The 11,854-nt window shown below is 45.6% G+C and carries 15 protein-coding genes; 11 read left to right on the top strand and 4 right to left on the bottom strand.

Translation table 11 applies throughout. The features are described from left to right. Positions 1-88 precede the first annotated feature (88 nt). The 4 genes from ABMY42_RS01435 to ABMY42_RS01420 all read left to right on the top strand — a co-directional run bounded on the left by ABMY42_RS01435 (position 89) and on the right by ABMY42_RS01420 (position 2,611). Positions 89-982, top strand: coding sequence for a LysR family transcriptional regulator (locus tag ABMY42_RS01435; RefSeq protein ID WP_269987571.1), 894 nt, complete (start codon positions 89-91; stop codon positions 980-982). Positions 983-1,067: 85 nt separating this feature from the next. After that, entirely contained in the window at positions 1,068-1,445 is a 378-nt protein-coding gene (locus ABMY42_RS01430; protein WP_009697183.1) for an MmcQ/YjbR family DNA-binding protein, read from the top strand. A 7-nt stretch (positions 1,446-1,452) separates the two neighbouring features. After that, positions 1,453-1,992, top strand: coding sequence for a nucleotidyltransferase family protein (locus ABMY42_RS01425; protein ID WP_009699213.1), 540 nt, complete (start codon positions 1,453-1,455; stop codon positions 1,990-1,992). 313 nt (positions 1,993-2,305) lie between these two features. Then, entirely contained in the window at positions 2,306-2,611 is a 306-nt protein-coding gene (locus ABMY42_RS01420; RefSeq protein WP_017188647.1) for an NIPSNAP family protein, read from the top strand. A 109-nt stretch (positions 2,612-2,720) separates the two neighbouring features. Here ABMY42_RS01420 and ABMY42_RS01415 read toward each other — a convergent pair whose 3' ends face one another. Then, positions 2,721-3,638 (bottom strand): LysR family transcriptional regulator, encoded by a 918-nt coding sequence (locus ABMY42_RS01415; protein ID WP_005451321.1) that lies wholly within the window; start codon positions 3,636-3,638, stop codon positions 2,721-2,723. Positions 3,639-3,759: 121 nt separating this feature from the next. On the opposite strand from ABMY42_RS01415, the gene ABMY42_RS01410 reads away from it, so the two are divergent. The 5 genes from ABMY42_RS01410 (at position 3,760) to ABMY42_RS01390 (ending at position 7,877) form a co-directional block, all read left to right on the top strand. Beyond that, entirely contained in the window at positions 3,760-4,428 is a 669-nt protein-coding gene (locus tag ABMY42_RS01410; RefSeq protein WP_005451320.1) for an SDR family oxidoreductase, read from the top strand. 101 nt (positions 4,429-4,529) lie between these two features. Next, positions 4,530-5,717, top strand: coding sequence for an MFS transporter (locus ABMY42_RS01405; protein ID WP_009699217.1), 1,188 nt, complete (start codon positions 4,530-4,532; stop codon positions 5,715-5,717). A 79-nt stretch (positions 5,718-5,796) separates the two neighbouring features. Continuing rightward, on the top strand, positions 5,797-6,426 hold the full coding sequence (locus ABMY42_RS01400) for a GrxB family glutaredoxin (RefSeq protein WP_009697188.1): 630 nt from the start codon (positions 5,797-5,799) through the stop codon (positions 6,424-6,426). Between the two features lie 10 nt (positions 6,427-6,436). Beyond that, positions 6,437-7,528 (top strand): alkene reductase, encoded by a 1,092-nt coding sequence (locus tag ABMY42_RS01395; protein ID WP_005451315.1) that lies wholly within the window; start codon positions 6,437-6,439, stop codon positions 7,526-7,528. 163 nt (positions 7,529-7,691) lie between these two features. Then, a complete protein-coding gene (locus ABMY42_RS01390) occupies positions 7,692-7,877 on the top strand; it encodes a hypothetical protein (RefSeq protein WP_009697189.1) in 186 nt (61 codons plus the stop codon). Positions 7,878-7,935: 58 nt separating this feature from the next. Here ABMY42_RS01390 and ABMY42_RS01385 read toward each other — a convergent pair whose 3' ends face one another. Next, positions 7,936-9,378: a glutathione synthase gene (locus ABMY42_RS01385; RefSeq protein ID WP_349265881.1), complete on the bottom strand. Its 1,443-nt coding sequence runs from the start codon at positions 9,376-9,378 to the stop codon at positions 7,936-7,938. A 305-nt stretch (positions 9,379-9,683) separates the two neighbouring features. Here ABMY42_RS01385 and ABMY42_RS01380 point away from each other — a divergent pair, with 305 nt between their 5' ends. After that, a complete protein-coding gene (locus ABMY42_RS01380) occupies positions 9,684-10,205 on the top strand; it encodes a DUF2058 domain-containing protein (protein ID WP_017819376.1) in 522 nt (173 codons plus the stop codon). Between the two features lie 103 nt (positions 10,206-10,308). Here the strand turns inward: ABMY42_RS01380 and ABMY42_RS01375 are convergent, their stop codons facing one another. Beyond that, positions 10,309-10,758, bottom strand: a complete 450-nt coding sequence (locus ABMY42_RS01375) for a YHS domain-containing (seleno)protein (RefSeq protein WP_005451310.1) — start codon at positions 10,756-10,758, stop codon at positions 10,309-10,311. Between the two features lie 82 nt (positions 10,759-10,840). After that, positions 10,841-11,233, bottom strand: a complete 393-nt coding sequence (locus tag ABMY42_RS01370) for a ribosome recycling factor family protein (RefSeq protein WP_114092807.1) — start codon at positions 11,231-11,233, stop codon at positions 10,841-10,843. Between the two features lie 184 nt (positions 11,234-11,417). Here ABMY42_RS01370 and ABMY42_RS01365 point away from each other — a divergent pair, with 184 nt between their 5' ends. Then, positions 11,418-11,852, top strand: a complete 435-nt coding sequence (locus tag ABMY42_RS01365) for a DUF6795 domain-containing protein (protein WP_009697191.1) — start codon at positions 11,418-11,420, stop codon at positions 11,850-11,852. Positions 11,853-11,854: the final 2 nt, after the last annotated feature.

Below are 11,854 nucleotides of genomic sequence, written 5' to 3'. Positions count from 1 at the left end.
TAGATGAAATAGACAGCAAATTAACTTTCACTGTTGCGAAATCCGGACATATACTGTGACGGCGATTTTCTTAAGGTGAAGCAACAGAATGGACAGACTTGAGGCAATGAACGTCTTTGTCACGATCGTAGAGCGAGGAAGCTTAAGTGCTGCCGCTGAGCATCTCGATCTTTCGCGAACTAAAGTGACACGTTATTTAGGTGAGCTCGAAAAGTGGATGGATACTCGTTTACTCCACCGCACAACTCGAAGCCTCAGCTTAACCAGTGCAGGGAAAGAGACGCTTGAGATTGCACGAGAGCTACTTGCACTTGAAGAATCCCTAAGCGGAATCCGAAACCAAAATCGAGTGAATCTAAAAGGTCAATTGCGTATTACCGCAAGCTATTCCATTGTGAGTAGCTTCCTCATTGATGCAATCACAAGCTTTGTTGAACAATGGCCAGATGTGGCGATTGATATTGTGTCGACAGATGAAACCATAAACCTCGTGGAATCACGCATTGATCTTGCCATACGCATCACCAATGAGTTGCCTGCTAATGTCGTAGCAAAGCAATTAGGTGAATGCCGCTCGGTGATATGTGCATCTCCCAAATATATCGAACAAAAAGGCGCACCGTTAAACGCCCAAGACCTAGGACACCACAATTGTCTTTCCTTTAGCTATTTTGGTCGTTCCGAGTGGATATTCTCTGGACCAAACGGTGATGAATCAGTCTCCATCAAAGGCAATATCAGCGCGAATACCCCAGAAGTACTGCTTGCTGCCGCTTTAAATGGTAACGGAATCAGCTTACAGCCTTTCCCAACCGTGAAGGATTTGCTCACTGAGGGTAAGTTGATTCAGCTGTTACCAGAATGGCACCCAAAAACGTTAGGCGTTCATGCCATCTATGGCACACGTAAACAAGTCACACCGTTATTAAGAGCCTTTATCGACCATCTCTCCATTAGCATGTCGGAATCCAAGCGCTGGTGAGCATTTTTCCGCAAACGTCCTAACCTTACTCTCAACCTGTGTTAGTCTAGCGAAATCCGTGACTAAGATAGGTTGAGACGTCATCATGACATACGATGAATTTAATCAATTCTGTGGCTCATTCGCTGCTACTTCTCATGTTGTTCAATGGGGTGATGCGCACGTTTGGAAAGTCGGTGGAAAGGTATTTGCTATTGGTGGCTGGAGTAAAGACAAGCAGCCTGCATTTACGTTTAAGACTTCCCCTTTAAACTTCGATTTTTTAAGTGATTATGAGGGTTATATTCCTGCCCCTTATTTCGCAAACCGTGGTATGAAGTGGATTCAACAAACGGAAACCTCCGGACGCCTAGACGAAGAGCTAAAGTACTATTTATCAGAATCTTATCGATTAGTTGCACTTGGCTTGAGTAAGCGAAAACGCGATGAATTGGGCATTGAGCTGCCACCAGCCAAATCTTAAGGGTGACATGGAAGATCTTGTTCAATTATTGCTCGCCGATCATGAACGTATGAAAGCAATGGAATGTGCTCGCTCACTGGCTTTACCAGATTGCTACGTTGCTGCAGGCTTCGTACGAAATCTAGTTTGGGACCATCTTCATCACAAACCGCAGCCAACCCCACTCAATGACCTTGATATTGTCTACTTCGACCCAAATGAAATAGATGACAAGGCGGCGTTGATTTATGAAGCTCAGTTAACTGCAATGATGCCAGAGTTCAACTGGCAAGTACGTAATCAAGCAAACATGCACCTAAAAAATGGTGATAAGCCATACCAAAGTACCTTGGATGCGATGAGTTACTGGCCAGAAAAAGAGACGGCGGTTGCTGCCAGATTGAACGAAAAGAACCAGATAGAGTGCATTTCAGCGTTCGGATTTGAGTCTTTGTTTAGAGGTTACCTGACTTGGAATCCAGAACGACCATTAGTTTTATTTCGACAGCGATTAACTCAGAAAAATTGGCTAACCATTTGGCCAAACCTAAAACTTGTACTCAAGTAACCTCAAGGTTCTCGAATATATATACCCAAGTGACTTCAAGATGCAGGATTCAGAGCGTAGTCATTGATTCGAGGTCAAGGAAAACAACGCAGCGTAATAGCCAGCTCTTTCCAAGTTGTATGACGCAGAAGTCGAGTCAATGACACGCTCCCAAAGGGCGAGTTGTCTTGGTTTGTATACTTTGTTGTCGATTCTTGATTTAGACCCACTAGACCTTTAAATCGCCGCCGCGTCTACAAACCAAGTCATTCTCGCTGAACCTAGCATCTCGAGGTTACTTGGGTATAAACCAAATAAAAAGGACTTTATCTTTATGATCACTTGCTATGTTCGTTATGTCATTGATGCAAAAAAAACCAAAGAGTTTGAAGAGTACGCAAAAATGTGGATTCCGTTAGTAGAGAAATTTGGCGGACAACACAACGGCTACTATCTTCCATCTGAAGGTGCTAACAATATTGCACTGGCATTATTTACATTCCCAAGCCTCGCGGCGTATGAGGAATACCGAGAAAAGTCGCTCAACGATGAAGAGTGCATCCAAGCCTTTAAGTTCGCGGAAGAGACCGACTGTGTATTGAGTTACGAACGCAGCTTCTTCAGACCTGTTTTTAGCTAACTCAGCCACACCGCACTTGATGCCAATATTCTTAAAAGCGCTGTGTTAATAATCTCTAACCTCAGTATGATGCAGCCTTTCCATGCGACACATCGAAACGTTCGCCTCATTAAAATTGAGTGTGAAAACGCTCAATCAAGAAATCCAAAAACAAACGAAGTCGCTTGGGTTGATACTGGCGGCTCAGGTAAATCACGTTCAAATCCGCGCCTGCAGAAGAGGTCGATGCGTTGAAGTTCTTCATATAGCCATTTAATACCGTCACTAAACGCTGCTGTTTGATGTCCTCTTGTACATCGAGAATCGATTTCAACGCAATACCCGCGCCATCTAACGCCCACTGACGAATCACTTCGCCATCATCAGAAAAACGCTTCGGTACGACAGTAACAACATTGTGCTGCTCTTCATCTTGAAAGTGCCATGTTTTCAACTCTTCATTGCTGCGAACCATGGCTAAACAATCGTGATGTGCTAAATCTTGTGGCGTGATCGGCGTGCCTTTCTTTGCCAAATACTGAGGAGAAGCACAAAGCACTCGGCGACTGGACGCCAGTTTGCGAGAGATAAGGTTGCTGTCGGCTAGCTCCCCATATCGGATAACGATGTCCAAACCGGACTCAGCTAAGTTGGATAAGTTATCGTTCAAATACAGATAAGGGATCACATCGGGATAGAGCTGACTAAATTCCGACAGTATTGGCGAAATGTATTGCTTTCCAATATCACGAGGAGCCGAGATTTTAAGTGTGCCGCGCACTTCTTTGGTGCCAGTTTGGAGTAAGTTCTCCGTCTCTTTGACGCTGTCGATGATTTCCAAGCATGCCTGATGGTACATAGCGCCAGAGTCCGTCAGTGAGATATGCCTTGTACTGCGATTAAGTAATTTCACCCCATAGCGATCTTCCAGCGACTGCAATCTTGCCGTTACTGTTGCTGGCGATAAGCCGAGTTCTCTGCCAGCCGCCGCCAACCCTTGGTTCTTCACTATGCTGACAAACAGCGTCATATCCGAAAACTTGTCCACATTCCCTCCTTAAACTTCATTATTCATCTGAGCTGAATAATCAATTCAAATATTACTCAATTATCAAATTTATTCCAATCAATATACTGACTCCATCGAAACGAGATTGGAGAAACAAATCATGACAACAGAAAAAACCATTTATGTCGTACTGGGTGGCACATCAGGTATTGGCGCTGAACTTAGCCAACAACTTGCGAGCGACAATGCGGTTGTCCACGTAGCAAGCCGCAAAACAGGGTTAGACATCAGCGATGAACAGTCGGTTTACCACTACTTCGAAACTATTGGTGCTTTTGACCACCTGATCGTCACAGCAGGTTCTTATGCTCCAGCAGGCAAAGTGGTGGATGTAGAAGTTTCCCAAGCAAAATACGCGTTCGATACCAAATTTTGGGGCGCCATCAACGCAGCGAAACATGGAGCACGCTACATCAAGAAAGGCGGATCAATCACGCTAACTTCCGGCATGTTATCGCGCAAAGTTGTTGCTAACACCTACGTAAAAACCGCGATTAACGCTGCCATTGAAGCAACCACAAAAGTACTGGCGAAAGAACTGGCTCCGATCAGAGTGAATGCAGTCAGCCCAGGTTTGACCAAAACTGAGGCGTATCAAGGCATGAACGAAGACGACAGAAATGCCATGTACAAACGCACACAAAATAGCTTACCAGTGGGCAAAGTTGGCGAAGCCAGTGACGTTGCAAAAGCTTACCTACTTCTGATTGAAAACACCTATATGACCGGTGCCGTGATTGATGTCGATGGTGGCGCACTGCTTGGCTAACAACACACGTTTGGATAACAACAAATAAAAACAAGGTGCCAGAGCAAGAAAAAAGCATGGCACCAATGGGTTAAAACTAATTAAAAAAAGAGACTCCCCCCATGAATAAAGAAAAAATGCCGCTGCAGGTATGGATCTTAACACTTGCAGCTTTTGCTATCGGTACCGCAGAATTTGTTATTGCAGGAATCCTTCCTCAAGTCGCCAACTCTTTGTCCATCACGGAAGGACAAGCCGGTTACCTAATCAGTGCCTACGCACTTGCCATTGTATTTGGCGGTCCGCTACTTACGATTTACTTAGCACGCTTTAACAAGAAAGCCGTACTGGCTGGGCTAATGGTGCTGTTTATTCTCGGCAACGTGTTGTCCGCTTTCGCGCCGAACTACTTTGTATTGATGGTCAGCCGAGTGATCACAGGTTTAGTTCAAGGTCCTTTCTACGGCATCGGTGCCGTGGTAGCGACCAATTTGGTTTCAGAAAAAATGGCAGGTCGTGCGGTCGGACAGATGTTCGCGGGCTTAACGCTGGCTAACGTTTTAGGTGTGCCTGGCGGTACCTGGATTGGCTTGCAATTCGGCTGGCACACCACTTTCTTGACCGTTGCAGCTTTTGGTTTAGTGGCTCTGTTTTTTATCACTTCAGTGATCAAATCCACCGGTCATGGCGAAGCAAAAGATGTCAAAGCGCAATTAGCTGCGTTCAAAAACCCAATGCTACTTATAAGCCTTGCGATCACCGTATTTGCTTGGTCGGGGTTCATGACTCTGTATGGCTACATCGCCCCTATCGCCATGCACATCACAGGCTTTGGTGAAAGTGCCGTAACTTGGATTCTGGTTATTGTTGGTGTCGGTCTGATTGTTGGTAACACCATGGGTGGTCGTTCATCGGATAAAAACCTACAAAAAGCGTCTATGTTCTGGGCTATCGCGATGATTGTGTCACTCGTACTGGTCGGAATCACTGTAGACAGCAAAGTGCTGTTCATTGCCACCGCCTTTGTATTTGGTATTGCGTCATTCGCTAACGTACCAGCAATGCAACTTCGAGTAATGAACCACGGTGGTGAAGGTCAGGAATTAGCAGCGACAGCAAACATCTCGGCGTTCAACTTAGCTAATGCCTTTGGCGGTTTCTTAGGCGGCATGGTGCTCGATAGCCAAATGGGCGCAGGCATGATCCCTTACGCAGCCATCATTGTTCCACTGATTGGTTTGCTATTCATCGCCAAGGCAAACCGCAAAGAAAGCAAACAGGCTGAGTTAGCTCCGAGCTTCAACAAGTAATGTCATCCCTACAAGTAGCCCTGACTTAACGCTTCTCGAGCAAGCGGGGCTACCCAATACGAATCACCAGGAAAACACTATGAAACTCTATATTTACGAACATTGCCCATTCAGTGCTCGCGTCCGCTACGTTGCTGGCATGCTGAATATCCAACTCGACGTCATCAATATTGCTTATGACGACGACAAAACCACAACAGACCTGATTGGAACCAAGCAAGTGCCACTTCTTATCAAAGACAACGGTGAAGCGATGGCAGAAAGTCTCGATATCATCGCTTACTTCCTTGAACTGGCAACATCAAGTGAAACAAGCCAACCGTCGCAAGCGGTGTTGGATTGGCAAAAAATCGCGTTCCTTCCACTACAAAAAGTGGGTTACCCACGTTGGTCAAACATGGATTTACCAGAGTTTGCCACTCAGTCTGCACAACAAGCTTGGCGCACAAAAAAGGAAACGGATGCACTCAATTTTGATGCACTTCTGCAAGACACACCAAACATTGCCAAAGAGGTCGAAGCGCTCATTGAACGTGCGAAAAGCGTGTTGAATCTCGACTCTTATCAGCATGTGACTTTGGTAGACGAAGCGATCCTATTTTCTATTTTGCGCGGGTTCTTCAGCGCCGCAGAAATCCAATGGGACAACGCTGTGAAAGATTGGATGGAATCTGTAAGCAACAAAACCCAAGTACCACTACTTAAGTAAGGAATCGATCATGAGCAAACTATTTGAACCAACACAGCTGAAACAACTAACTCTGCAAAACCGCGTAGCCATGGCTCCAATGACCCGAGCGCGCACTAGCCAACCGGGAAACATTCCAAACCAAATGATGGCGACTTACTACAAGCAGCGCGCTACCGCAGGGTTAATCATCTCTGAAGCCACCCAGATTTCAGACGATTCGCAGGGTTACTCATTCACACCAGGCGTCTACACTGATGAACAAGTGGCAGGCTGGAAAACCGTCACTCAAGCAGCAAAAGAGCAAGGCGCAGCTATGTTTTGTCAGTTGTGGCATGTCGGTCGTGTATCACACCCAACATTCCAAAAAGGCGAACAGCCTATTGCCCCATCAGCACTAAAACCCGTAGAAACCCAAGTGTGGATTGCCGACGAGCAAGGCAACGGCAACATGGTCGATTGTGTAGAGCCACGAGCGATGACTCAAGCCGATATTGACCGTGTGGTAAGTGATTTTGCCCATGCAGCGAAACGTGCGATTGAAGCAGGCTTCGATGGCGTCGAAATCCACGGCGGTAATGGTTACCTGATTGACCAGTTCCTACGTACCAATTCAAACCACAGAACCGACAACTACGGCGGTACTCGCGAAAACCGACTTCGCTTTTTATTAGAAGTGGTCGATGCGGTGAGCGAAGCCATTGGTGCCAACAAAGTAGGAGTACGACTCGCACCTTTCATCACTTTCAAGGACATGAACTGCCCAGATATTGTGCCAACCATCCTCGATGCATCGAAACAACTTCAAGCTCGTGATATTGCGTACTTACACCTGTCTGAAGCGGATTGGGACGACGCACCAGTGATTCCAGAAAGCTTCCGCATCGAACTGCGCGAATACTTCACCAACACGATTATCGTCGCAGGCAGTTACACCCAAGAGCGTGCTGACGAGGTACTTGAGAAAGGTTATGCGGATTTAGTCGCGTTTGGACGCCCGTTTGTGTCTAACCCAGACTTGGTGGCGCGCTTACAGCACCAACAACCTCTGGCAGAACTGGATGGCTCCACACTCTTTGGTGGTAATGAACACGGCTATACAGATTATCCGGCGCTTGGTTGAGAGGCTTTACCCGCTTCTGGTAACGATTCATAGCGTGCCGTATTTCTCAGATTAATCAGTTGCTATCCCATAAAAAGAAAAGAGCAACACAGCTCAACGTTTTCTTAAGTTTGAGTGTAATAAACTGGCTGCATATTCAGAATGCAAATTTAGGAGAACGCTCGTGTCTGATGAAAAAACAAAACAGGAAGTGACGGTTGTTGATATTAAAATGCCATTTATGTCGATGGTGATCTTTATGGTCAAGTTCGCTATCGCTTCAATTCCTGCAATGATCATCCTAGGTATTATTTTCAGTATCTTAGGGGCGCTTTTCGGTGGGATGTTCCACGGTATAGGTCACATGTAACCGACTAATCCACAGATAAAAACACTCTCCATGCTTTACTCATGGAGAGTGTTTCTTTTTAATCCACCAGCACTAAAGAATCTAAGATGCCTTTGCCGCTGTGGATGCCACCTTCGTTTTCACTGGCTGGTTTACTGCGAATCAAATAACCAGCGTAGCCATCCAATTGCGTTACAGGTTCACCTTGATAGTGCGCCGTGAATAAACCAATTTCACTCACAAGGTCCGTCACCACGCTCTGCTTTGCATCACGCACTGCAATCGTCGGTATTTCTCTTTCATGCGGATACAAACGCTGCATCAAAGCCCAAGCACTGTATTGCTCTTGTGGCAGTCGACTCAGTTGTTTCGCTATATCTTCACCAAAGATACAGTGACCACCGCCCTCGCCTTGGTTTTTCAATACCCATTCGTCTTTGTTACCAGAAGCAGCAAACCATTTAATCGTGTCAGTGTTAATTGGCTTCATCTCTGCCAATACGCTTTTGACCAACTCGGCTTCTTCAACATTGAGTCCCCAGCGCTTATACTCACTTGCCGGCATCATGGTTAACAACATTTGCATTGATTTGCTGGTAGCCAACTGTTGACTGATGGTCGCATTCATCGCTACGTAGTGCTTTTCCATGAACAAACGAGCTTGGCTCAAGGTATGGCAACAGATTGGTTCATTTAGCTCTGGCGAGAAGTAGTCCATATATTGATAACCTGCGCGCAAGTACACAACGTCAAGACCGCCGATGTTATCTAGCAAGAGGCGTTGCTTGTCACCGCTCGATAGCTGTGAACTTAACTGCTCAAAGGTACGTCTTACTGTGCGAACGCCAAGCTTCTGCAATTCCACTTCGAGTAAGTGTTGGTCATATACATTGTCTTCGTTTTTCTGCACCACCATCAGAAACGTCGGTGCGCCTTCTTCATTAAAATGCGCTTTGACTTTTCTCGCGGCAGTGGCAATGCCAAGCGCAAGTTGCTGCATGCCTTGGTTATCGGCTGGTGTTGCCGTTTTATCTTCTAACCATTGTTGGTAAACGCTGCCCCACTGAGAGCTCAAAAATTGATGCAGCTCTGTGGCACGCTGACCGAAAGGCGCCATCCCAGCCGCAATGCCATTAAACTCGATCACTTTCGCGCCGTGTTGACGATCATCCATAAAGTCGGTTCGCATTAACAACAGTGGCTGGCGCGTGGCTTCATGGTGAACCTCTTTATGCAGCTCCAATAAACGCTCAAAAAAAGTATCGGCTTTGCCTAGCTCGGCTAAGGAGGTTTGCAGGAATTCATAATCCTCAGACACGTGACTGATCAGCTTGGCGATCAACGGCGTCACTTTCTTCAAATGTGCGAACACATCACGCTCTATCGTCATTGGCGCAAAGCTAAAAGGACAGTGTCTTGCGGTGTTATCTGCTTGGCGAAATGCCACGCCGTGCATGATTGCCCACTCACAAGCTTCTTCAATCACTTGTTGTGGGATCGTTTGTTTGTCTGAGGTACTCATGGTTTTGCTTCAAAATTTTTCGCCTAATGTACTTAAGACGCTGGAAGTTGCAATAAGACGCACACTTTCTCGATTTATTTTTCGTTTTTTTGCTCAACAAAGCGCCGAACTATATCCCGCCTTGTGTTTATATTGGAAAGAGCTAACTATTCCGCTTCGTTGTTTTCCTTGCTTGCTTTCGGTAAATAGGGAATCAGTGACAACGCTCTGAATCCTGCACCTTGAAGTCACTTGAGTATATCCCTCTTTCTTTGCGGTGGATGACTGGTTAAAATGCACAAAATTGCGCACTAACTGGATAGATCATGGCAAAACTTACCCTTCAAGAGCAGATGCTAAAAGCAGGCTTGGTTAACGAGAAAAAACTGAAAAAAGCGAAAAAAGGCTCTAAAAAATCACGCGTTCAAGCTCGCGAAGTAAAAGCGGCGGTTGAAGAGAACAAACGTCAGCAGTTAGAGCGTGACAAGCAATTGAGCGAGCAACAAAACGCAGAGCGCTTGAACAAAGAAATCAAAGCGCAAATCAACCAACTGATTGAAATGAACAAGGTTGATTTGAAAGATGGCGACATCAAATACAACTTCACACACGGTACACTTGTAAAGTCGCTTTACGTTGATTCAATCATCCGTGATCAATTGATCAAAGGTATCTTGGCGATTGCGATTGTCGGTGAGAGCTACGTAGTTATTCCTCGCCCTGTTGCAAACAAGATTGCTCAGCGTGACGAGTCTGTAATCATCGAACAGAAAGAACCAGAAGCGGACATCCCGGCAGAAGATGACCCGTACGCAGATTTCGTCGTACCAGACGATCTGATGTGGTAATGCTCCACTTCTTGGAACCCAAATTGAAAAAGCCGCGATCATCGCGGCTTAATTATTTCTGCGTCTTTTGATTTCTGTATCTTTTCGTTTTGGCATCAGAGCCCTATTGGGAAAGCAGTGTTGGCCAATGCTTATTAGCACTCGCAATATTACCAGGAATGTCTTCTTCCCATGTCGCTTGCACAGATTTACTGTAGTTGAGATAGAGCTTGCCATTCTCAATTGACCATGCATTCGGGTCTATCTTTGCGGTGTAACCTTTGCTTACTGCCCAAGCACAATAACCACCATATTGCGGTGCAAATTTCTCAGGATTTTTCGCAAATGCATCTCGATTTTCAGCCGATGAAAAGTACCATTTGGCATCATTCCAACGGTAAGTGAAATCGCTGTCACCTTTTACCGGTTTCGATTGAGTGAAGTATGCGACAGGGTCATAACCACGAATCGCTTTACCGAGAAAGTCGCTATAAACGGGATCAAGCGCGAAAGCAGGAAGCGTCAAACTCCCCCAAATGAAGAATACGCTCAAAAGTTTCGATATCAGCTTCATAACTTCCTCTCTCATCTTATCCAATGTCGATAATCAGTCGCTTACCAGTATAGACAGGAAAAATCAGAAGAAACTTTCAGGTTTAAAGCATCTCAGCCTCGAAACGCGCCGTTCGAGCTTGGGCGATAGTACAGTTGGTTTCTGACATTAGCTCCGCCAAAGTAATGTTTGGATTCTCCAAGACCAATCGAATCAGCTTGGCTTCCAAAGGTTCAAGCTTATCGCTGTGTTTAGCCAGACCAACTTCCATTTTGTTTATCACGAACCGCATCGGCTCAGATTCTTCTGCCTTGATATGATCGAGGAACACTTTCAAATCCAACGCATCACCAGCAATTTGCCAATTACGAGAGCGTCGAATGCGCTTCATTTCGCACTTCTTCTCAGCCGCAATTGCTTTAGCTCGCTTAGCATGTTCACCACCAATTCGGTGAATCAAAGATGGTAGAGGGATGGAGATAGTCTTGTCAGTCATCACAATAGTGGCATGGTTAATTTCGTCGCCTATGATAAACAGCTCGCCTCATTTTTTCATCGAGAAAACCTAATCGTTTTCAAAGCGTGGTGATTTTGGTCGAAAATACGAGGTTTATGCTTGCCCGCTCAATAGACTTTAAAGATTCTGGCACCTTTCATTCTTGGACAAGGTGATATAAGAAATGGAGCGCATTTTAAGCCCTTATATTTCTGGCTATTTGCATTTAAATGGCAAGCCCGTCGAGGGCATCAATATAGAAAGGACGATTGTTTTCAAGGGTGTTGCTTCTGACTCGACGCAATCTGACGCCGAAGGGCACTTTGTTTTTGAAGCTGTGCTATTAGATTCCAAACACCAACAACATTCTTTGCAAGATATTCGAGTGAAGCTGGATCTGAGTACCGAGTTTCAAGGTGATGAAGTGACGATATGGCAATCAAAAGTACACTCATTTCACCCGTCTCCCCTTCTGCTCATTTCTCTTGAAAGCTTAGCTTGTAATTTGGACGCCCCACTCAAAGTATTCACGTACCCTACAACACAAACGGAACCAGTCACCAATGAAATCTATAGTGTTTGCGACCTAAATGCGCTTACTTTCGAAGAGCTTTATTAGGT

It is taken from the genome of Vibrio sp. SSH13-20 (assembly GCF_040104475.1).
GTDB classification, from domain to species: domain Bacteria; phylum Pseudomonadota; class Gammaproteobacteria; order Enterobacterales; family Vibrionaceae; genus Vibrio; species Vibrio harveyi.
Note: the sequence above shows the minus strand (reverse complement) of the source record. Positions and strands in the feature narration are given on the sequence as shown.

Bases quoted from the DNA above. Each gene is read 5' to 3' on its own strand.
- ABMY42_RS01425 (WP_009699213.1), top strand. From the start codon at position 1,453: ATGGAAGATCTTGTTCAATTATTGCTCGCCGATCATGAACGTATGAAA.
- ABMY42_RS01375 (WP_005451310.1), bottom strand. From the start codon at position 10,758: ATGAAGCTGATATCGAAACTTTTGAGCGTATTCTTCATTTGGGGGAGT.
- ABMY42_RS01370 (WP_114092807.1), bottom strand. From the start codon at position 11,233: ATGACTGACAAGACTATCTCCATCCCTCTACCATCTTTGATTCACCGA.
- ABMY42_RS01385 (WP_349265881.1), bottom strand. From the start codon at position 9,378: ATGAGTACCTCAGACAAACAAACGATCCCACAACAAGTGATTGAAGAA.
- ABMY42_RS01400 (WP_009697188.1), top strand. From the start codon at position 5,797: ATGAAACTCTATATTTACGAACATTGCCCATTCAGTGCTCGCGTCCGC.
- ABMY42_RS01380 (WP_017819376.1), top strand. From the start codon at position 9,684: ATGGCAAAACTTACCCTTCAAGAGCAGATGCTAAAAGCAGGCTTGGTT.
- ABMY42_RS01420 (WP_017188647.1), top strand. From the start codon at position 2,306: ATGATCACTTGCTATGTTCGTTATGTCATTGATGCAAAAAAAACCAAA.
- ABMY42_RS01435 (WP_269987571.1), top strand. From the start codon at position 89: ATGGACAGACTTGAGGCAATGAACGTCTTTGTCACGATCGTAGAGCGA.
- ABMY42_RS01430 (WP_009697183.1), top strand. From the start codon at position 1,068: ATGACATACGATGAATTTAATCAATTCTGTGGCTCATTCGCTGCTACT.
- ABMY42_RS01365 (WP_009697191.1), top strand. From the start codon at position 11,418: ATGGAGCGCATTTTAAGCCCTTATATTTCTGGCTATTTGCATTTAAAT.
- ABMY42_RS01395 (WP_005451315.1), top strand. From the start codon at position 6,437: ATGAGCAAACTATTTGAACCAACACAGCTGAAACAACTAACTCTGCAA.
- ABMY42_RS01410 (WP_005451320.1), top strand. From the start codon at position 3,760: ATGACAACAGAAAAAACCATTTATGTCGTACTGGGTGGCACATCAGGT.
- ABMY42_RS01405 (WP_009699217.1), top strand. From the start codon at position 4,530: ATGAATAAAGAAAAAATGCCGCTGCAGGTATGGATCTTAACACTTGCA.